Raw genomic sequence first — 21,062 nt, 5'->3', positions numbered from 1 at the left:
CTCGCTCTATCGACGATTCCCCTCGTCGTCGATGCCGTGTCCACACGGCCGTCACCCGAGCAAAGGAGCCGACGTGGCAGAGCAGACCTCCGCACCCACGACGCCGCACCACACCTCCCTCCGCCCCGGCGCCCTCGGCGTCGCCGGCATCGTCTTCCTCGTCCTGGCCGCCGTCGCGCCGCTGACCGGGATCGTCGTCGTCGCCTCGCTCGCCATCGCGCTGGGCAACGGCGGCGGCACCCCGATGTCGTTCTTCCTCGTCGCGGCCATCCTGCTGCTGTTCGCGATCGGCTACGCCCAGATGTCGAAGCAGCTGGTGAACGCCGGAGGCTTCTACGCCTTCGTCGTGAAGGGCCTCGGCCGCACCGGCGGACTCGTCGCGGGCCTCATCGCGACGCTCGGCTACAACTTCTTCGTCGTCGGCACGATCGGCACCAGCGGCTTCTTCATGCAGACGATCATCCGCGACCTCACCGGTCTGGACGTGCACTGGCTCGTCTGGGGCCTGCTGTCGATCGTCATCTGCTTCGTTCTCGCCCGGATCGGCGTCGACTTCAGCTCGAAGGTCCTCGGCGTGTGCCTCGTGCTCGAGGTGCTCATGCTCGTCGTGTTCGACGTCTCCGTGCTCGTGCAGACCGGCTACGACGTGGCGGCGTTCAGCCCGGAGGCCGTGTTCTCCGGCTCGCTGCCCATCGGCCTGCTCCTCGCCGCGACCGGCTTCCTCGGGTTCGAGGCCACCGCGCTCTTCAGCGAGGAGGCCAAGCAGCCGCTGCGCACCATCCCGCGGGCGACCTACACCTCGATCATCGCGATCGGCGTGATCCTCGGCGTCACGACCTGGGCCGTGGTGAGCGCGACCGGCGTCGCACAGGCGCAGGCCACCGCGCTGGAGCACCTGCCCACGGGCGACCTCATCTTCTCGCTCTCGCAGCAGTACCTGGGCGGCCCGCTCACGACCGTGATGATGGTGCTGCTCCTGGTGAGCCTGTTCGCGGCGATGCTCGCGTTCCACAACTCCGCCACCCGCTACCTGTACTCGCTGGGACGCGCGAAGATCCTCCCGCAGGCCCTCGCCCGCACCCGCCCGAACGGCGCCCCGCAGCTCGCGGGCATCGTGCAGGCCGGCTTCGCGGCGATCGTGGCGATCCTGTTCGCCCTCGCCGGTGCCGATCCCATCGTCACGCTCGTGCCCGCGATGCTCGGCTTCGGCACCCTCAGCGTGCTGATCCTGCAAGGACTCGCGGCGATCTCGATCGTCGTGTACTTCCGGCGCCGGAACGACCCTCGGTGGTGGAGCACGTTCATCGCTCCGGGCATCGGCTTCCTCGGCATCGCGGCCATCTCGATCCTGGCGATCGTGAACTTCAACATCGTCGCCGGCTCCGAGGAGCTCGCGATCCGTCTGATGCCGCTCCTGCTCGTGCTCGCCCTGATCGGCGGCATCGCCTACGCCGCCTACCTCCGCCGTGCGAAGCCCGCCGTCTACGACGGTCTCGCGACCGACCTGGAGCGGTTCAGCGACCGCTGACGCCCGCGCCGACCCCGTTCTCCGAAGGAAGGAAATCCCATGACGACCCTCAACCCCGCCGACACCTCCACCTGGCTGCCGCTGGAAGGACTCGCCCCCGGCTTCGACGCCAACAAGGCCACGCACAGCACCGCCCTGAGCGGTCGGGAGATCGCCGTCGTCGACGACCGCGGCACGCGCATCGTCCACCGCTTCGACGACTCGACGGTCGCCTGGGAGTACCAGCCCGGCGCCGAGGACCCCACGGAGGCCGCGTCCGACACCGACGACTACGAGGCGTTCGAGGTCGACGACGAGCTCTACTTCGTGCAGTTCCACCACCGCTACCTCCCGAACGAGGCCGTCTCGCTCGTCCTCGACCTGCGGCACGGACGCTCCCTCGCGGTGATCTCCGAGATCCTCCCCGCGCCCGAGCAGGGCCGCACCCGCGTGCAGCACCACTTCGCCCCCGGCACCATCGAGGGCGCCGACGTCACCGGCGCCGAGGCCGCCCCCACGACCACACTCATCGGCCGTCGGGTGGAGTGGGTCTACAGCGAGGAGCACGCCTACGAGCACGTGTACCTCTCCCCGCGCTGGTACTCGTGGCAGTGCCTGGCCGGTCCCGAGCGCGGGCTCGCCGACACCGACGAGAACAGCGTGTGGGAGGTGCGCCCCGGGATCTACGTCTTCGCGTGGCGCGAGAAGGTGATCCCGTGCGCCTCGGTCACGATCGCCGACCACCGCGACGTGAACGCGATCCGCTCCCACGGCGTGCTGTTCGGACTGGACGAGAGCGGTGAGGTGCCCACGCACTTCACGTTCGGCGCACACGGCCGCCTGCTGTCGACCACCCACCACACCCCGTCGCTCGAGCCCGCGACCTTCGGAGACGCCTGACATGACCGACGTCGCCGACCTCATCGTCACCGGTTCCGTGATCCGCACGTCGGACCGCGCCCGTCCGCGTGCCGAGGCCTTCGCCGTACGAGACGGACGGATCCTCGCCGTCGGCGACCGCGCCGACGTGGAGGCGTTCCGCGGCCGCCGCACGCGGCTGGTCGAGGTCGGCGACGCGGCGGTCTACCCCGGGTTCGTCGACGTGCACAACCACCACGCGCTCGCCGGACGGACCGAGCTCTTCGAACTGTCGCTCGCCCCCTCCCTCACGGTCGACGAGATCCTCGACCGGGTGCGGGAGAAGGCGCAGGCGCTGCCGGAGGACGCGTGGATCGTCGGCGGCGCCGTGGCCACGACCCTGCTTCCCACCCTCGCCAACACCGCCACGCGATTGCGTCTCGACGAGGCAGCGGGCGGACGGCCGGTGGCGCTCATGGAGGACTCCCGCCACAACCGCTGGGCCAGCACCCGGGCCCTGGAGCTGGCCGGCATCACGGCGGACAGCATCCCGACCTCCGGGGTGACGGTGCTCGACCCCGACGACGGCACCCCCACCGGCGTGCTCCTGGAAGCCGCCGGCATCCCGGTGCAGGAGGCGTACGACCGCAGCGGCGGACTCACCGCGGAGCAGCACGCGGCCGCCTCCCGTCGCGGGATCGAGCTGCTGAACTCGTTCGGGATCACGGCGTTCCAAGACGCGGGGGTCTCCGTCGACATCCTCGCCGCGCTCGCCGGACTCGACCGCGCCGACGAGCTGCACGCCTGGGTGGTCTCCTCGCTCCTCATCAACGACGAGATCTTCGGGTTCGACCCCATCGGCGCGCCCCTGCTCGACCGGGGCGAGGAATTCCGCACCCCGCACCATCGCCCGGACTTCGTGAAGATCTTCCTCGACGGCGTGCCGCCCGCCCGCACCGCCTCCTTCCTCGACCCGTATCCGGCGGATCCGGTGCACGGCGCGCACTTCCACGGCGAGACGACCATGACCCTCGACGAGCTCACCGACTGGCTCCGGGCCGTCGCGGCGCGCGGTCTCGGGGCCAAGGTGCACTGCACCGGCGACGGGTCGGCACGCCTCGTGCTGGACGCCGCCGAGCGCCTGCGCGCGGACGGATTCACGACGCCGGTGCAGATCGCGCATGGGCAGTTCCTCGCGGAGAGCGACATCCCCCGACTCGCGGCGCTGGACGTCTCCGCCGACATCTCCCCGTTCATCTGGTACCCGGGCGTCATCCCCCAGGCGCTGGCGGACGTGCTGGGAGAGCGTGCCGAGCACTCGCAGCCCAACCGCGCGCTCCTCGACGCCGGGGCCCTCGTGGCCGGCGGCTCGGACTGGCCGGTGAGCGAGTCGCCGAACACGCTCGAGGGCTTGCAGGGGCTCGTGACGCGGGCCGATCCGCTCGGCCGCGCCCCCGGCACGCTGTGGCCGGAGCAGGCGATCTCGGCCGAGGAAGCGCTGGAGGTCTTCACGATCAACGCCGCGACGGCGATGGGACTCGGCGCGGAGACCGGTTCCCTGACCCCCGGCAAGTCGGCCGACTTCGTGATCCTGGAACGGGATGCGATCGGCGGACCGGCGGAGGAGATCGTGCACACCGAGGTCGTCTCGACATGGTTCGCCGGGCGCGCGGTGCACGAGCGCTGAGCGCGCCGCGCCGTACGATGGGCGCATGCGCCGCTTCCCCGCCTCCGTCTACCGGGTCGGGGACGAGCCCGATCCCCGGTTCTCCCTCGCCAACGAGCGCACGTTCCTGGCGTGGACCCGAACCGGCCTGGCGCTGATCGCGGGTGGCGTCGCGCTCGAGGTCCTCGGCCTCGACCTGCACCCCGGGTTCCGGCTGGCCGCCTCGCTGCTGCTGATGATCGCCGGCACGGCCGTGGCGCCGCTCGCCTGGTTCGAGTGGATGCGGGCCGAACGCGCCCTCCGGCAGGGACGACCGCTGCCCGGCGCGCTGTCGGCGGTGGTGCTCGCGGTGGTCGTCGTGACGACGGGGCTGCTCGTCCTCGCCGGGGTGCTGTGGCGCTGAGCGAGGCCTGCCGATGACCGCCCCCGAGACCCCGGTGCCCGACACCTCGGCGCCCGATCTATACGACCCCGGGCTGCAGCCGGAGCGCACGGAACTGGCCTGGCGGCGCACGGCCCTCGCGATCGCGGTCGGCTCGCTGCTGTCGCTGCGGGTCTTTCCTCTCGTGCTGCCGAGCGGCGCCGAGGGGTGGGGCCTCGTGCCGGGCGTGCTGGGCGTCGGCACGGCGGCGCTGCTCTGGATCGCCGCTCGCCGTCGGCAGCGTCGGACGACCGCGGTACTCACCGCGCGGGCGCGCGGGCCGCTGCCGGGCGGCGCACTCCCGCTCGCGCTGACGGTGTTCGCGACCGGGTTCGGTCTCGTCGCCCTCGTGCTCGTGGCGGTGACGCTGCTCACGCACTGACACCCAGGAGCGCGGGGCGATCACGACAGATGCCGTGACCGCCCCGCCTCCCCTCGCCGCCCTCCCTCAGTCCGCGAGGAGGAACCGCGCGCCGCGTTCGCCGATCATGGCCGCGGGCGCGTTGGTGTTGCCGGTGGGCACGGTCGGCATGACCGAGGCGTCGATCACCCGGAGCCCCTCGATCCCGCGCACCCGGAGCTGCGGATCGACCACCGACTCCGGGTCGGAGCCCATGCGACAGGTGCCGACCTGGTGGTGATAGGTGATGGCGGTGCGGCGCACCCACTCCTCCACGTCGTCGTCCGCCACGTCCGGCCCGGGGTAGACCTCGACCGCTCCCCACTCCTCGGCGAGCGCGGGCTGCGTGCCGATCCGGCGGCACTGGCGCACCGAGGCCGCGAGGGCGTCGGCGTCTCGTTGATCCTCCAGCGCCGCCAGGTCGATGTGCGGCAGATCGTCGAGGCCGGGACCGGTGAGGAGCAGCTCGCCGCGGCTGTACGGCGTCACCAGGCCCGCCATGAGCGTGAACCCGTCGGTGCCCTTCGGCTCGAGCTCTCCCCACATCGGGACGGAGAAGTGGATGGGCTGCGTGTCCGGCTGCGCGAGGCCGTCGCGGCTGCGCCAGAACAGGTGGCTCTGCGTGACGGAGACCCCCGGCTGCGGCGGGCCGACGGGCTTCTTCTCGGTCGCGAAGACGACCGGCGACAGGAGGTGGTCGTGCAGGTTCTTGCCCACAGCGGGGGCGTCGAGCACGACGGGAATGCCGAGCGCACTCAGCTCGTCGGCGGGACCGATGCCCGAGCGGAGCAGGATGACAGGAGTGCCGAGTGCGCCCGCCGAGAGGATGACCTCGTCCGCGAACACCTCCTCGGTCTCGTCGCCCTCCCCCAGCCGGATACCGACCGCACGACCATCGCGCACGATCACGGAGTGGACCGCGCGGCCGGTGAGGATCGTCATCCGGTCGGCGACGGGCTGCGCGTACACGGTCCAGGTGTTGACGCGCCGTCCGTCCTTGATCGTGACCTGCTCCTGGGAGACCCCGTCGAGCGTGCCCCCGTTGTAGTTCGGGTTGCGCGGCAGCCCCTCCTCCACGGCGGCGTCGATGATCGAGGCCTGGATGGGCGCGAGCGCGTAGTCATCGGTCACGGGCAGCAGGTCGTTCTCGATCGCGTCGTAGATCGGCTCGACCTCGGCCCAGCCCCATCCGGTCGCGCCGGCCGCCTCCCACGCGTCGTAGTCGGAGGCCGCGCCGCGCACCCAGATCATGGCGTTCAGCGCGTGCGACCCACCGGTGACCTTGCCGCGAGGAAGATGCAGCCGACGACCGGCCGCGTGCGGCTGCGGCACAGTGAAGAAGTCCCAGTCCTCGGCGGAGTGCCACAGCTCGCCCGCCCGCGAGGGGTCGTGGATGGCCGGGTTCGTGTCGTAGCCGCCCGCCTCGACGAGCGTCACCGCGACACCGGCGTCGGTGAGACGCCGCGCGACGATGGCGCCCGACGTACCGGCCCCGACGACGATCGCGGAGCGCACCGCACCGTTGTTCGCCGCGGTCACGCTCACGCCTTCCGGCCGGGTCCGGAGACGACCTGGGTCACGGCGACGGACTTGAGCCCCTCGACGCCGAACTCCAGCCCGTAGCCCGAGCTCTTCACGCCGCCGAACGGCACCATCGGGTGCAGCCCGCCGTGCGAGTTGATCCACACCGTGCCGGACTGCATGCGCGCTGCGACGGCGCGGGCCTCCTCCGGGTCGCTCGCCCACACCGAGGCGCCGAGACCCACGTCGAGGGCGTTCGCGAGCGCGAAGGCCTCGTCGACGTCGCTGTACCGGATGACGGGGAGCGCGGGACCGAACTGCTCCTCCTGCACGAGCGCCGCGTCGTTGTCGATGTCGGCGACGATGGTGGGCCGGTAGAACAGCTCGCCGAGGTCGGCGGCCGGCTCTCCACCGGTGACGATCCGGGCGCCGCGGCTCCGCGCATCGTCGACGAGGCGACTGACGATGTCGAACTGCGGGCGGTTCTGCAGCGGCCCGAGCACGTTGCCCTCGTCGAGCCCGTTGCCCATCGGCACCTGCGCGGCGATGGCGGCGAGCGCGTCCACGACCTCGTCGTACACGGAGTCGTGCACGTAGAGGCGCTTCATGGCGGCGCAGGTCTGTCCGGTGTTGATGAACGCCCCCCAGAAGAGGTCTTCCGCGATCGCGGACGGGTCCGTGCCGGGGAGCACGATGCCCGCGTCGTTGCCGCCCAGTTCGAGCGTGAGGCGGGCGAGGTTGCCCGCGGAGCTCTCGATGATGCGGCGCCCGGTCGCGGTGGAGCCGGTGAACATGATCTTGGCGATGTCGGGGTGCGAGGAGAGGCGCGCACCCACCTCGCGGTCGCCGGACACGCCGATGAGGACGTCGGCGGGCAGCACGTCGTTCATCACGGCGAGCATCGCCAGGACGCTCAGCGGGGTGTACTCGCTGGGCTTCGCGACGACCGTGTTGCCCATGCGCAGCGACGGCCCGATCTGCCAAATGGTGATCATGAGCGGCCAGTTCCACGGCCCGATGGCGCCGACCACGCCGGCCGCTTTGTACACGAGCTCGGCGTGCAGCGTCTCGTCGTCGACGAGGACCTGCGGCTCCAGGACGGTGGTGGCGTTGGTGCGCAGCCAGGCCGAGCAGGCGCCGAGCTCGAACCGCGCGTTGGGGCCGTTCAGCGGCTTCCCCTGCTCCCGCGACAGGAGGTAGGCGAGCCCTTCGGCGTTCGCGTCGATGGCGTCGGCCGCGGCGAGGAGGAGCGCGCTCCGCTTCTCGTGTCCGAGCGCCTCCCACGCGGGCTGCGCGGCCTTCGCGCGGGCGATGGCGTCGTCGAGGTCGGAGACCGTGGCCACGGGCGCGCGTCCGATGACCTCCCGCGTCGCGGCGTCGGGGATCTCGCGCCCCTCGCCCTGCGGGGCCTGGATGCGGTCGAGCAGCGCCGCAGCGGCGGAGGCCGCGGAATCGGCTGGTCCGTGGTCGACGGCTACGGGAACGGCGGAATCGGACATCGGTGTCTCTCCTTCGAGCGGGTCACGGCGCGGACGCCGGTCTTCTTCTCATTCTCGGTCGGCCCTTCCCGCCGCACTTGTCGCGGAGCGCGCCGGAGATGTCCCCGCGCGAAGGATGCGCTCCCGCGCCGGTCCCGCGTGAGCGAATCGGGCCCCTGTGAGCGAATCGGCCGCCGTCCGGTCCGTGAAGCCGCGAAGCACCGGGCGCGGCATGCGCCATCGTCGCCGCGGATCCCACCACGCCGGCCCTCGCACCTGCGGCACTCCCCCGCGCATGCGGATCTGCCACCCCGAGGTGTCCAGGGTGCGGTGGTGATGCCAGCACAGCGCGACCCCGTTGTCGGTGTGCGTCGGGCCCCCGTGCGCGTGCTCCGTGACGTGGTGGATCTCGCACCAGGCGGCGGGGACGTGACACCCGGGGATGAGGCACTCGCCGTCCCGCACGCCGATCGCCCGGCGCTGCGCCGGGGTGAAGATCCGGTCGCTCGACCCGAGCCCGACGATCCTCCCGCCTGCCCCCAGCACGACCCGCTGGACCGTCCCTCCGCACGCCGTGTGTGCGGCCACCCGCGTCGACACCGGCGTCTCGACGCCCTCGACCCGCGCCCAGCCGCGCCCCGTGGCATAGTCCTCGGCGCCGACCGTGACCACGAGTGTCGGGGCCCCACCGCCCAGCCGTGGCATGTCGTCGTGCCGGGCCGCGATCCCCAGGGCCGCCGCGAGCGCGTCGTGCTGCTTCTGTGCCCGCGTGCGCCCGTCGACCATCCCGCCGGGATCGCCGGCCGGGAGCACGTCATCGTCCAGGGACATCGCAGTGTCCCGCCGCTCGGCATCGAGTTCCGCGGACGGGACGAAGTGCACGCCGGGAAGCGGCGGACCGTCGACCTTCGGGTTCAGGTACGCGTCCCAGATCCGCTGCAGCTGCCCCGCGACCTCGGGCAGCAGCGCTCCTCGGACCGGGATCACACCGTCCTTGGCGCGCCCCAGCACCACACCCCGCGCTCGCAGCGCGATGTCTTCCGCGGGCTCCGCGCCGTCGGGGTCGAGGTACTGCACGATCAGCTGCGCCCGCACCCGCAGATCCTCGGGCGTCGGCGCCGGACCGGGCTCGTTCTCGTCATCATCAGTGTTCTGGACGTCATAACTGTTCTCGTCGTCGTCGCTCTCCTCGCCACGAGCGACCTCCGCGAGATACGCGTCGGCCTCCCAGCGGTCGGCGAGGCGCACGCGAGGGCCAGCCTGCTCGATCGGCCCGGTCGCGGCCAGCAGCCCGGTCACGCCGATCGCCCCGTCGAGGAGCGCTTCACGCAGCGCCGGCCACCGCGCCGGCAGCCACTCCCCGGAGGAGAGATCGGCCTCGCGTCGCACCAACCGCGCAGCCTTCACCAGGCGCGCGGCGGACGCGCCGTCGGTGCGGAGCACACGCTGCAGCAGCTCGTTCATCGAGCGGCAGCCGAACCGTCCGCAGAACGCCGGTTCCCCGGACCCCGCCGGACGCGGATCGACGCTCGCCACCGCGTCGACGATCACGGCCTCCACGCGTCGCTGGATCTCGCCCGCGACCCGCAGCAGGTCCATCATCGCCCCGGCATCGAGAGCGCCTACGGTGCCGGACTGCAACACGGCGTCGAGAGCGACGACCGTGCCGTCGAGAACCGCTGCCGGGGTGCTTTCCATACGACGATTCAACAGAGGACCACCGACATTGCGAGGCCGGATTACCCCTGCTCAGAGCGATATTCCAGTACGCGCGAAGGACTCCTCCTGCACGCGAAGAGACGCGCAATCACCTCTCCACACCACTGCCGCACCCCAACGAACCCGTCGCGGGAGACGACCGTCACGCCCGGTCGAAATCCTCGAAGATCAGGATCGTCCGTGTCGAGCGGATCGACGGGATCGCCTGGATGTCCTCCAGCACGATGCGGCGCAGGTCGCGGGCGTCGTTGGCGCGCACGAGCAGCAGCACGTCGAAGTCGCCGCCGACGAGGGCCATGTGCTCGATCTCCGGGATCGCCCGGAGCCGCGCGCTCACCTCCTGCCACGTGGCCTGCTCGATCGCGAGCGTCACGTACGCGCTCGCATGATGCCCTAGCAGCACGGGATCGGTGCGCACGGTGTACCCCGTGATCACTCCGGCGTCGGTGAGGCGCTTGATGCGGGCATGCGCCCCCGCGCGGGAGATGTGCACCGCCTCGGCGATCGCGGTCATGGACGCCCGCGCATCCCGCCGCAGCTCCGCGAGGATCGCGCGATCCGTCTCGTCCAGCGCCGCCATGGCACCCCTCTCGCGTCCGGGAAATCCTGACATTTCGGAAGCCATTGTGGCATGTCCCGAGCAATCGTCCACGATCCCTCGACGGATCTTGGATGAGTGTCGCACGCGCGGCATGCTGTCCTCATCGAGTTCGGCAAGGAAGGCGGACGGATGCACCCCCACAACATGCTCCCGCGAGACACCGCGGTACGACTGATCGCCGAGGACGGGACCACCGTCCGCGACGAGACCTACGCGCTCCCCGCCGCCGACGTCCTGCTCGCGGCCTACCGCGGCCTCGTCGAAGGCCGTCGCATCAACGATCAGGCCGGCGCGCTCGTGCGCCAGGGCCGCCTCGCGGTCTACCCGTCGTCGCACGGCCAGGAGGCCTGCCAGGTGGCCGCGGCGATGGCACTCGGCGACACCGACTGGCTCTTCCCCACCTACCGCGACTCGGTCGCCGTGATCGCCCGCGGCGTCGCGCCTGCGGAGGCGATGGTGCTCCTCAAGGGTGACTGGCACTCGGGCTACGACGTGCGCGCGCACCGCGTCGCCCCGCAGGCCACCCCGCTGGCGACTCAACTCCTGCATGCGGTCGGCTTCGCGCAGGCGGCGAAGCACCGCGGCGAGGACACCGTGGTGCTCGCGCTCTGCGGCGACGGCGCGACGAGCGAGGGCGACTTCCACGAGGCGATGAACTTCGCGGCGGTGTTCCACGTGCCCGTCGTGTTCTTCGTCCAGAACAACGAGTTCGCGATCTCGGTCCCCCTCTCCCGGCAGACCGCCGCCCCCTCCCTCGCCCACAAGGCGGTCGGCTACGGCATGCCGGGGCAGCGCGTCGACGGCAACGACGTGGCCGCGGTCCTCGCGGTGCTCATGGAGGCCGTGGACCGCGCCCGCGCCGGTGGCGGCCCCTCCCTCGTCGAGGCGCACACCTACCGCATGCAGGCGCACACCAACGCCGACGACGACACCCGCTACCGCGAACGCGAGGAGGTGCAGGCCTGGCTCGCCCGCGATCCGCTGCTCCGCCTGCGCGCGCACCTCACTGCGACCGGCGCTCTGGACGACGAGGCAGAGTCGCGCTTCGCCGCGGGCGCGGAGGAGATCGCCGCCGCCATGCGCACCGCCCTGAACACCGACGCGGAGCTCGACCCGGAAGACCTCTTCCGCTTCGTGACCGCGACCCGTTCGCCGCAGCGTGAGGAGCAGTGGCAGCTCCTCCGGGACGAGATCGCCCGTTCCCTCCCCGCCGAGACGATGACGACCGGAGGCCCCCGATGACCATCGCCGAGCACGAGACGTCCGTCGCGACGGACGCCGGCACCACGACGACCATGACCATGGCCGCCGCTCTCAACCGCGCTCTCGCCGACGCCCTCGCCGCCGACTCTGACGTGGTCGTGTTCGGAGAGGACGTCGGAGCCCTGGGCGGCGTCTTCCGCATCACCGACGGACTCACCGCCCGCTTCGGCGAGGACCGCTGCTTCGACACCCCGCTCGCGGAGTCCGGCATCATCGGCACCGCCGTCGGCATGGCGATGAACGGGATGCGCCCCGTCGTCGAGATGCAGTTCGACGCCTTCGCCCTGCCCGCGTTCGAGCAGATCGTCAGCCACGTCGCGAAGCTCGGCAACCGCACCCGCGGCGGGATGCGCATGCCGCTCGTGATCCGCATCCCGTTCGGCGGCGGCATCGGGGGCGTGGAGCACCACTGCGACTCGTCCGAGGCGTACTACGCGCACACGCCCGGCCTCACCGTCGTGAGCCCGTCCACCCCGCAGGACGCCTACTCGCTGCTCCGGGCAGCCATCGCCTCGCCGGACCCGGTGGTCTTCCTCGAGCCCAAGAAGCTCTACTGGTCGAAGGGCGAGGTCGACACCGCGGTGACGGCGGAGATCGGCGCGGCGCGCATCGCCAGGGAGGGCTCCGACGTGACCCTCCTCGCGTACGGAGCCTCCGTGCCGCTCGCGCTGGAGGCGGCGGAGGTCGCCGCGGGCGAAGGGCGCAGCGTGCAGGTGGTCGACGTGCGCTCCCTCTCCCCCTTCGACGATGAGACGGTCACCGCGGCGGTGCGGTCCACGGGACGCGCGGTCGTCATCGCCGAGGCCCCGGGATTCGTCAGCGTCGCCTCCGAGATCCAGGCCCGGGTGTTCGAGCGCTGCTTCGAGTACCTGGAAGCCCCCGTGCGGCGGGTGACCGGGTTCGATACCCCGTACGCGCCGCCGAAGTTCGAGCACTGGTACCTGCCGGACGTCGATCGGGTGCTCGACGCGATCGACACGCTGCACTGGGAGGACGACGTATGAGCACCCCGGTGAAGACCGCGACCCGCGTGTTCCGCCTCCCCGACCTCGGCGAAGGACTCACCGAGGCCGGCCTCGTGCAGTGGCTGGTGGCCGTCGGCGACACGATCGCGACCGATCAGGCCATCGCCGAGGTCGAGACCGCGAAGAGCGTCGTCGAACTGCCCTCGCCGTTCGCGGGTGTCGTGACGGCGCTGCACGGCACGCCCGGCGACACCATCGACGTCGGCGCCCCGGTGCTGGAGGTCGCCGACCCCGGCAGCGAGGAGACCGCGTCCGCGCGGCAGGCCCCCGCCGCGCAGCCCGAGCACGAGGCGTACCGGCAGGAGGAGCGTGCGGGGTCGGGCAACGTCCTCATCGGATACGGCACCTCCGCGTCCGCCGCGACGGGTCGGCGACGTCGCCCCGCGGCACCACGCCCCACACCGGCACCCGCCTCGACAGCGCCCGCACCGGCGGCCCCCGCCGCGACCGCTCCGGAGTCGCCCGCACCGGCCTCCCGCGAGCCCGCGCGACCCGCGCCGGTCGCCGTGCGGTCGCCGCTCGTGCGGCGCCTCGCCCGCGACCTGGGCCTCGACGTGCACGCGATCTCCCCCACCGGAGCGGACGGGGCGATCACGCGCGCCGACGTGCTGCGCGCCGCCGTGGACCACGCGGTGGACGGCGTCGCCGCGGCCCCGACGCCGACCTCCGCGACCGCTCCCACCGGCGAGATCGACGGCCTCCCGGTTCGCAGTCGCGAGCGCCTGTCCCCGCTGCGCCGCACCGTGAGCGCCCGGCTCGCCCGCAGCCGCTCGGAGATCCCCGAGGCCACCGTGTGGGTCGACGTCGACGCCACCGAGCTCTGGAATCTCCGCGGGCAGATGGCTCCCGAGGGCGCGAAGGCCCCGTCGATCACGGCGCTGCTCGCGCGCTTCGTGCTGCTGGCACTGGAGGACTACCCGGTGCTCGCCTCCCGGCTCAGCGACGACGGCTCCGAGCTGATCTCGTTCGAGGGCGTGAACCTCGGCGTCGCGGCCGACACCGAACGCGGCCTCCTCGTCCCGGTCGTCCCGCACGCGCACCGGCTCACGGTCACCGACCTCGATGTCGCCCTGCGCGAGCTCGCGGCCACCGCGCGCACCGGCACGCTGCCGCCCGAGCGCCTCCGCGGATCGACCTTCACCCTCAACAACTACGGCGGGTTCGGCGTCGACGGCTCCGCGGCGATCATCAACCACCCCGACGTCGCGATCCTCGGCATCGGCCGGATCATCGAGCGCCCCTGGGTCGTGGACGGGGCGATCGTGCCGCGTCGCATCGTCCAGCTCTCGCTCGTGTTCGACCACCGGGTCTGCGACGGCGGGTATGCGGCCGGATTCCTCCGCCGCGTGGTGGAGCTCATCGAGCATCCGCTCCGCGCCTTCGGGCGGGTCTGAGGTCGACCCGGCCGGCGAACCCTCGTGGGCGGAGCGCCGATACGCTACGCTCGGCGATTACTGACCGATCATTTGGTAAGTCATCGCCGACGTACCCGCGTCGGCGCTCCCCCTCGCAGAACAACGGAGTTCGCATGACCTCAGCCACCGCAGCCGCCTCGTCGACCGGAAGGATGCCCGCCGAGGAGCGGCGCGTCCTCGCCGGCACCCTCGTGGGGACGTCGATCGAATGGTACGACTTCTTCATCTACGCCCAGGCGGCGGGCCTCGTGCTCGCCCCGCTCTTCCTCGCTCCCATCGCGGAGTCGAGTCCCGGGCTCGCTCAGGTGCTCTCCTTCGCGACCATCGGCATCTCGTTCCTGTTCCGCCCGCTCGGCGCGATCGTCGCCGGACACCTCGGCGACAAGCTCGGCCGGAAGAAGATGCTCGTCTTCACCCTCGTGATGATGGGGCTGTCCACCTCCCTCATCGGCCTGCTGCCGACGTACGCCGCCATCGGCGTCGCCGCCCCGATCCTCCTGATCCTCCTGCGCATCCTGCAGGGCTTCTCGGCCGGCGGCGAATGGGGCGGCGCGGCGCTCATGGCCGTCGAGCACGCCCCGACGGCGCGACGCGGCCTCTTCGGCGCGTTCCCGCAGATCGGCGTGCCGGTCGGCATGATCCTCGCCACCTTCACCCTCTGGGCGCTCACGAGCTCGATGTCCCCCGAGGCCTTCCTCGAGTGGGGCTGGCGCATCCCGTTCCTGCTCTCGATCGTGCTCATCGCGGTCGGCTACGTCATCCGTCGCGCGGTTGACGAGAGCCCCGTGTTCGAAGACCTGCGTCGCCGCCGCAAGGAGGCCTCGGCCCCGCTCGGACAGCTCTTCCGCACGCACACGAAGCAGGTCGTGCTCACGGCCGTCATCTTCATCGCGAACAACGCCGCGGGCTACCTGCTGATCGCCTTCTTCGCGACGTACGCCGTCACGGCTCTCGGCATGGAGCGCCCGCCGGTGCTGCTGGCGACCACGCTCGCCTCGTTCGGCTGGCTGATCTTCACGCTGTGGGGCGGCGCGCTGTCCGACCGCCTCGGCCGCATCCGCACGTTCCAGATCGGGTACGTCGCCCTCGCCGTGTGGGCGATCCCGATGTGGTTCCTCATCGACACCGCGAACATCGTCTGGTACTTCGTGGCCCTGTTCGTCATGACGTTCGCGCTCGGACTCTCGTACGGCCCGCAGGCGGCGCTGTACGCCGAGATGTTCCCCGCGAACGTGCGCTACTCGGGCGTCTCGATCGGCTACGCCCTCGGGGCCATCCTCGGCGGCGCGTTCGCACCGATGATCGCGGAGGCGCTGCTGAACCAGTTCCACGCCGCGTGGACGATCGGCGTGTACATCGCCGTCGCGTCGATCATCTCGCTCATCGGCGTCTCGCTGGTGAAGGAGACGAAGGGCGTGGATCTCAGCGTCTGACTCCTGGTCCGGGATCGCGGCCGGCCGTATGCCTGTGCCATAATTACCTTACGATCGGTCAGTAATTCACGACCGGCCGCTCCCGGACCACACCAGGACGACGAAGTCAGGAGATCCGCATGCCAGAGGCCTACCTCGTCGGAGGCGTCCGCACCCCCGTCGGCCGCTACGGCGGCACCCTCTCCGCCGTCCGTCCCGACGACCTCGCGGCGCTCGTCGTCGGCGAGGCCGTGCGCCGCGCCGGGCTCGACCCGGCGCGTACGGAGCTGGACGAGGTCATCCTCGGCGCCGCCAACCAGGCCGGAGAGGACAACCGGAACGTCGCCCGGATGGCGGTGCTCCTCGCCGGTCTCCCCGACACCGTGCCGGGCATCACGGTCAACCGCCTGTGCGCCTCCGGGATGTCCGCCGTCACCATGGCCGCGCAGGCGATCCGCGCGGGCGACGCCGATCTCCTCGTCGCCGGGGGCGTCGAGTCGATGACCCGCGCCCCCTGGGTGCAGGCCAAGCCGGAGAAGGCGTGGGCGAAGCCCGGAGCCGCGTTCGACACCTCGATCGGCTGGCGCTTCCCGAACCCGCACCTCATCGCGCGGGACAAGGCCACCTTCACGATGCCGGAGACGGCGGAGGAGGTGGCCCGCGTCGACGGCGTCACGCGCGCCGAGGCCGACGCCTTCGCCGTCCGCTCGCAGCAGCGCGCCGCCGCCGCGATCGCCGCCGGCCGCTTCGCCCCGGAGATCGTCGGCGTCCCGGTCCGCGACGGCGAGGTGCTCGTCGACGAGGGCCCGCGCCCGGATACCACCCTCGAGGTGCTCGCGCGCCTCCGTCCCGTCGTGGCCGGCGGAGAGGTCGTCACGGCCGGCAACTCCAGCGCCCTCAACGACGGCGCCTCGGCCGTGCTCGTGGCGAGCGCCGAAGCCGTCGAGCGCCACGGCCTGACGCCCCGCGCGCGGATCGTCGTCGGCACCTCCGCCGCCCTGGCGCCGGAGATCATGGGACTCGGACCGGTCCCCGCGACGGAGAAGGCGCTGCGCCGCTCGGGGCTCTCCCTCGACGCCATCGGCGCCGTGGAGCTCAACGAGGCGTTCGCCTCGCAGTCGCTCGCCTGCATCCGGCGGCTCGGCCTCGACGAGGACCGCGTGAACGCCGACGGCGGCGCCATCGCTCTCGGCCACCCGCTCGGCTCGTCCGGCTCGCGCCTGCTCGTGACGCTGATGGGACGCATGGAGCGCGAGGACTCCCGTTACGGCCTCGCCACGATGTGCGTCGGCGTCGGCCAGGGCGCGGCCGTGATCCTGGAGAAGGTGTGAGGGGCGCGGACGAGCCGCTGCTCGTCACCCGCACCGCGGACCGCGTCGTCGCGACCCTGAACCGTCCGCACAAGCGCAACGCGATCGACCAGGCCACGATCGACGCCCTGCACGCGCTGTGCGCCGAGCTGGAGGAGACGCCGCGCACGCTCATCCTCACCGGCGCCGACGGGGTGTTCGCGGCGGGCGCCGACATCGCCGAGCTTCGGGACCGTCTCGCCGACGACGCCCGTCGCGGCATCAACGCCCACGCGTTCGTCCGCGTCGCGGAGCTGCCGATGCCCGTGATCGCCGCGATCGACGGCTACGCGCTCGGCGGTGGCGCGGAACTCGCGTATGCCGCCGACATCCGCCTCGCGACGCCGACCCTGAAGATCGGCAACCCGGAGACCGGCCTGGGCATCCTCGCCGCCGCCGGAGCGAGCTGGCGGCTCAAGGAGATCGTGGGCGACGCCCGTGCCATCGAACTGCTGCTCACGGGGCGCACCGTGCACGCCGAGGAGGCCCTCCGCATCGGGCTCGTCTCCTCGCTGCACGAACCCGCCGATCTCCTCGGCGCCGCCCACGCGGTCGCCGACCGCATCGCCCGCAACGACGCCGCGGCGACCATCGCGACCAAGCGGGTGTTCCGGGCGCCGCGCGACCAGCACCCCGCGGTCGACCTCGAGGAGCAGGCCGCGCTGTTCGAGAGCCCGGAGAAGCACCGTCGCATGACCGCCTTCCTGGAACGGAGAGACCGATGAGCACGCCCTCCTCCCCCGAAGCCGCAGCCCCGGCCCGTGTCGGCGTGCTCGGCGGCGGACGCATGGGCGCCGGCATCGCCCACGCCTTCCTCCTCGCCGGATCGCCCGTGACCGTCGTCGAGCGGGACGACGCCGCGGCCGCGGCCGCCGCGGCCCGCGTGTACGGGTCGATCGAGGCCTCGCTCGCCCGCGGCACGGCGATCGAGACGGCCGAGGCCTACCGGGCGCGGTTCGCGACCGGGACCGACGCCGCCCTGTTCGCGGACTGCACCCTCGTCATCGAGGCCGTCCCGGAGGAGCTGTCGCTGAAGATCGACGCCCTCACCCGTGTCGAGCAGCACCTCGCGGACGATGCGGCGCTGGCGTCCAACACCTCGTCCATCTCGATCGACGAGCTCGCCGCGGTGCTCGACCGCCCGGCGCGCTTCCTCGGGATGCACTTCTTCAACCCGGTGCCCGCCTCGACCCTCGTGGAGGTGGTCCGTGGCGGCGCGACCGCGGAGACTCTCGTCGCGGACGCGGCCTCCTGGGTCCGCGCGCTGGGCAAGACGCCCATCGTCGTCGCCGACGCCCCGGGTTTCGCGTCCTCTCGCCTCGGCGTCGCCCTCGGCCTCGAGGCGATCCGGATGCTCGAGGACGGCGTCGCCTCCGCGGCCGACATCGACGCGGCCATGACCCTGGGCTACAAGCACCCGGTGGGACCGCTCCGGCTCACCGACATCGTCGGGCTGGACGTCCGGCTCGGCATCGCCGAGTACCTCGCGGCACAGCTCGGCCCGCGCTTCGAACCCCCGGCCGTGCTGCGCCGCCTCGTCGCCGAGGGGCACCTCGGCCGCAAGAGCGGTCGCGGCTTCTACGAATGGGACGACTGATGAAGGGAACCCCCATGACCGAGATCCTCCCCAGCTACGTGCAGGGCTCCTGGTGGACGCCCGCCTCCGACGCGGACGCCACCGCGGTGCGCGACGCCTCGACCGGGGAGACGGTGGCCCGCGTCTCCACCGCCGGTCTCGACCTCGGTGCGGCGCTCGACTTCGCCCGCACCACCGGTCAGGCGGCGCTCGGCGAGCTCACGTTCCACCAGCGCGCCGTCCTGCTCAAGCAGCTCGCGCTCGCGCTGACCGCCCGCAAGGAGGAACTGTACGCGCTCTCCAGCCGCACCGGCGCCACCGCGCAGGACTCCTGGGTCGACATCGACGGCGGCATCGGCGTGCTCTTCGCGTACTCCAGCAAGGGCCGCCGCGAGCTGCCGAACGCGAAGGTCTACGTCGACGGCGCCGTGGAGAACCTGTCGCGGGACGGCTCCTTCCTCGGTCGGCACATCTACACCCGGCTGCCCGGGGTGGCGGTGCAGATCAACGCTTTCAACTTCCCCGTGTGGGGCTCGCTGGAGAAGTTCGCGCCGGCCTTCCTCGCCGGTGTCCCCACGGTCGTGAAGCCCGCCACTCCCACCGGCTACCTCACCGAGGCCATGGTGCGGGTGATGGTCGAGTCCGGACTGCTGCCCGAGGGATCGTTGCAGCTCGTCTCCGGCAGCGTCCCGGACCTCTTCGAGCACCTCCGGCTGGGCGACCTCGTCGCGTTCACCGGTTCCGCGTCGACGGCGGAGCGGCTGCGGGCGCACGACGCGGTGCAGACCGGCGGAGTCCGCTTCACCAGCGAGACCGACTCGATCAACGCCTCGGTGCTCGGCACGGATGCGACCTCCGGCACTCCGGAGTTCGACGCCTACGTGAAGCAGCTCGTCGCGGAGATGACGTCGAAGGCCGGACAGAAGTGCACCGCGATCCGGCGGGCGATCGTGCCCGAGGACGCGGTGGACGACGTGATCGCCGCGGTGCGCGACCGGCTCGCCGCGCGGATCGTCGTGGGCGACCCGCGCGCCGAGGGCGTGACGATGGGACCGCTCGCCTCGACGGCCCAGCGCGACGAGGTGCTCCGGCAGGTGACGCGGCTCCGCGAGGGCGGCGGCGAGCTCGTGATCGGCTCCCCCGAGACGCCGACGGTCCGCCGTGCGGACGGCAGCGAGGGCCCCGCGGAGGACGGCGCGTTCGTGGCGCCGATGCTCCTGCGCTTCGCCGATGCGACCAGCCCCGCCGTGAACGAGATCGAGGCGTTCGGCCCCGTCTCCAGCATCCTCGGCTACCGCACGCTGGACGAGGCGGCGGCGCTCGTGGCCCGCGGCGGCGGCTCGCTTGTGACGAGTGTCGCGACGCACGACCCGGAGGTCGCGACGACGCTGGCCGCGGGGATCGCCGCGTACAACGGTCGCGTGCTCTTCCTCGACCGCGACGACGCCCGCAGCTCGACGGGCCACGGCTCCCCGCTCCCGAACCTCGTGCACGGCGGTCCCGGTCGCGCCGGCGGCGGAGAGGAGCTCGGCGGCATCCGGGCGGTGCTGCACCACATGCAGCGCACCGCGGTGCAGGGCTCCCCGGAGATGATGACCGCGCTCACCGGGGTCTGGCACCAGGGGGCCTCGGCCCGTCCGTTCGACACCGGCGACGGCGTGCACCCCTTCCGCAAGTCGCTGGCGGAGCTGCGCATCGGGGATCAGGTCGTCAGCCCCTCGCGCACCGTCACCCTCGACGACATCGAGACGTTCGCGGCGTTCACGGGCGACACGTTCTACGCGCACATGGACGAGGCGTCGGCGGCGGCGAACCCCTTCTTCCCCGGACGCGTGGCCCACGGCTACCTGCTGGTGTCGTGGGCGGCGGGGCTCTTCGTCGACCCGGCTCCCGGACCCGTGCTCGCGAACTCCGGGCTGGAGAACCTGCGCTTCGTGACGCCGGTCTCCCCTGGCGACGAGATCCGCGTCGAGCTCACCGCCAAGCAGATCACGCCGCGGGAGACCGACGAGTACGGCGAGGTGCGCTGGGACGCGGTCCTGAAGAACCAGGACGACGAGCTCGTCGCGACCTACGACGTCCTGACCCTCGTCGCGAAGGAGCTCACCCCCGCCTGACCCCGAGACCCCGGGTTCTCGTCGAGGCCCCGCCCTTCCCACGCGGAGAGGGCGGGGCCTCGGCGCGAAGACGGGGTTTCGCGAGTCAGGGGCGGCGGAGGCCGTCGAGGGCGATCGCGACGACGTCGTCGGCGAGACGGTCGGCGCCCTCGCGACCGCCGGGGCGGTACCACTCGACGATGGAGTTGATCATGCCGAACGTCAGGCGGGCGACGACGGCCGCGTCGATGTCGGAGCGCAGGGCCCCCTCGGCTTGCGCCTCCGCGACGAGGGCCGTGATGCGGCGGTCGAACGCCCGCCGCCGGGTGAGGGCGCGGCGCTCGACGTCCGTGTTCCCGCGCACGCGCAGCAGCAGCGTCACGGCGGGGAGCTGGTCCACGAGCACGTGGACGGCGCCGCGGAGCACGTGCTCCAGGCGGGCGACCGCATCGACGGCTCCCTCGCCCTCCGGAAGGGGCGCGTCGACCACGGCTTCGAGCCCGCCGAGAGCACTGTCGAGGGCCCGGTCGAGCATCTCGTCCTTCGACCCGAAGTGATGGTAGATCGCCGACTTCGACAGCCCGAGGCGCTCGGCGAGCATCCCGATCGAGGTCGCGTCGTAGCCGTGCTCGTTGAAGGCGGCCACCGCGACGGCGAGGATCCCCTGCTGGTCGTACCCGGGGCGGCCGCGCCGCGTGGTCTGCATCTCGGACATCCCCCTCAGTCTCGCACCGCCCGCGCCGCGCACCGCGGAA

At 72.2% G+C, this 21,062-nt stretch carries 18 protein-coding genes; 13 read left to right on the top strand and 5 right to left on the bottom strand.

All coding sequences use genetic code 11. The features are described from left to right. Positions 1 to 73: 73 nt before the first annotated feature. From KZC57_RS14395 to KZC57_RS14375, 5 genes are read left to right on the top strand one after another with little or no spacing between them, the layout of a single operon-like run. On the top strand, positions 74 to 1,528 hold the full coding sequence (locus KZC57_RS14395) for an APC family permease (RefSeq protein WP_247642043.1): 1,455 nt from the start codon (positions 74 to 76) through the stop codon (positions 1,526 to 1,528). 39 nt (positions 1,529 to 1,567) lie between these two features. Next, a complete protein-coding gene (locus KZC57_RS14390) occupies positions 1,568 to 2,407 on the top strand; it encodes a molybdenum cofactor biosynthesis F family protein (protein ID WP_247642042.1) in 840 nt (279 codons plus the stop codon). Position 2,408: 1 nt separating this feature from the next. Continuing rightward, complete coding sequence (locus tag KZC57_RS14385; RefSeq protein WP_247642041.1) at positions 2,409 to 4,052, top strand: amidohydrolase; 1,644 nt, start codon at positions 2,409 to 2,411, stop codon at positions 4,050 to 4,052. Positions 4,053 to 4,077: 25 nt separating this feature from the next. Then, complete coding sequence (locus KZC57_RS14380; RefSeq protein ID WP_025103854.1) at positions 4,078 to 4,434, top strand: YidH family protein; 357 nt, start codon at positions 4,078 to 4,080, stop codon at positions 4,432 to 4,434. Positions 4,435 to 4,447: 13 nt separating this feature from the next. Next, on the top strand, positions 4,448 to 4,834 hold the full coding sequence (locus tag KZC57_RS14375; protein WP_144880773.1) for a DUF202 domain-containing protein: 387 nt from the start codon (positions 4,448 to 4,450) through the stop codon (positions 4,832 to 4,834). A 66-nt stretch (positions 4,835 to 4,900) separates the two neighbouring features. Here the strand turns inward: KZC57_RS14375 and KZC57_RS14370 are convergent, their stop codons facing one another. From KZC57_RS14370 to KZC57_RS14355, 4 genes are all read right to left on the bottom strand, one after another. Next, on the bottom strand, positions 4,901 to 6,391 hold the full coding sequence (locus KZC57_RS14370) for an FAD-dependent oxidoreductase (protein WP_247642040.1): 1,491 nt from the start codon (positions 6,389 to 6,391) through the stop codon (positions 4,901 to 4,903). A gap of 2 nt (positions 6,392 to 6,393) precedes the next feature. Further along, entirely contained in the window at positions 6,394 to 7,872 is a 1,479-nt protein-coding gene (locus KZC57_RS14365; RefSeq protein WP_234024218.1) for an aldehyde dehydrogenase family protein, read from the bottom strand. Positions 7,873 to 7,920: 48 nt separating this feature from the next. Further along, a complete protein-coding gene (locus tag KZC57_RS14360) occupies positions 7,921 to 9,549 on the bottom strand; it encodes an HNH endonuclease signature motif containing protein (protein WP_247642039.1) in 1,629 nt (542 codons plus the stop codon). Between the two features lie 163 nt (positions 9,550 to 9,712). Beyond that, positions 9,713 to 10,150: an Lrp/AsnC family transcriptional regulator gene (locus KZC57_RS14355; RefSeq protein ID WP_071327392.1), complete on the bottom strand. Its 438-nt coding sequence runs from the start codon at positions 10,148 to 10,150 to the stop codon at positions 9,713 to 9,715. Between the two features lie 150 nt (positions 10,151 to 10,300). Here KZC57_RS14355 and KZC57_RS14350 point away from each other — a divergent pair, with 150 nt between their 5' ends. From KZC57_RS14350 to paaZ, 8 genes are all read left to right on the top strand, one after another. After that, the gene (locus KZC57_RS14350) at positions 10,301 to 11,413 is read left to right on the top strand and encodes a thiamine pyrophosphate-dependent enzyme (protein WP_247642038.1); all 1,113 of its coding nucleotides are present in this window, start codon (positions 10,301 to 10,303) and stop codon (positions 11,411 to 11,413) included. Further along, positions 11,410 to 12,438, top strand: a complete 1,029-nt coding sequence (locus KZC57_RS14345; RefSeq protein ID WP_247642037.1) for an alpha-ketoacid dehydrogenase subunit beta — start codon at positions 11,410 to 11,412, stop codon at positions 12,436 to 12,438. The genes KZC57_RS14350 and KZC57_RS14345 overlap by 4 nt, the downstream gene beginning before the upstream one ends. Beyond that, positions 12,435 to 13,853, top strand: coding sequence for a dihydrolipoamide acetyltransferase family protein (locus KZC57_RS14340; RefSeq protein ID WP_247642036.1), 1,419 nt, complete (start codon positions 12,435 to 12,437; stop codon positions 13,851 to 13,853). Before KZC57_RS14345 ends, KZC57_RS14340 begins: the two co-directional genes overlap by 4 nt. 134 nt (positions 13,854 to 13,987) lie before the next feature. Continuing rightward, on the top strand, positions 13,988 to 15,307 hold the full coding sequence (locus KZC57_RS14335) for an MFS transporter (protein ID WP_247642035.1): 1,320 nt from the start codon (positions 13,988 to 13,990) through the stop codon (positions 15,305 to 15,307). A gap of 119 nt (positions 15,308 to 15,426) precedes the next feature. Further along, a complete protein-coding gene (locus KZC57_RS14330) occupies positions 15,427 to 16,617 on the top strand; it encodes an acetyl-CoA C-acyltransferase (protein ID WP_105949416.1) in 1,191 nt (396 codons plus the stop codon). After that, positions 16,614 to 17,360, top strand: a complete 747-nt coding sequence (locus tag KZC57_RS14325; RefSeq protein WP_247642034.1) for an enoyl-CoA hydratase/isomerase family protein — start codon at positions 16,614 to 16,616, stop codon at positions 17,358 to 17,360. The genes KZC57_RS14330 and KZC57_RS14325 overlap by 4 nt, the downstream gene beginning before the upstream one ends. After that, positions 17,357 to 18,232 carry a 3-hydroxyacyl-CoA dehydrogenase family protein gene (locus tag KZC57_RS14320; RefSeq protein ID WP_247642033.1) on the top strand — a complete coding sequence of 292 codons (876 nt, stop codon included), beginning with the start codon at positions 17,357 to 17,359 and terminating at the stop codon, positions 18,230 to 18,232. The genes KZC57_RS14325 and KZC57_RS14320 overlap by 4 nt, the downstream gene beginning before the upstream one ends. 14 nt (positions 18,233 to 18,246) lie before the next feature. Next, positions 18,247 to 20,328 carry a phenylacetic acid degradation bifunctional protein PaaZ gene (gene paaZ, locus KZC57_RS14315; protein WP_247642032.1) on the top strand — a complete coding sequence of 694 codons (2,082 nt, stop codon included), beginning with the start codon at positions 18,247 to 18,249 and terminating at the stop codon, positions 20,326 to 20,328. Positions 20,329 to 20,413: 85 nt separating this feature from the next. On the opposite strand, the gene KZC57_RS14310 is transcribed toward paaZ, so the two are convergent. Then, complete coding sequence (locus tag KZC57_RS14310; protein WP_247642031.1) at positions 20,414 to 21,022, bottom strand: TetR/AcrR family transcriptional regulator; 609 nt, start codon at positions 21,020 to 21,022, stop codon at positions 20,414 to 20,416. Positions 21,023 to 21,062: the final 40 nt, after the last annotated feature.

Source organism: Microbacterium sp. KSW4-4 (assembly GCF_023091185.1).
Taxonomy (GTDB): Bacteria; Actinomycetota; Actinomycetes; order Actinomycetales; family Microbacteriaceae; genus Microbacterium; species Microbacterium paraoxydans.
Note: the sequence above shows the minus strand (reverse complement) of the source record. Positions and strands in the feature narration are given on the sequence as shown.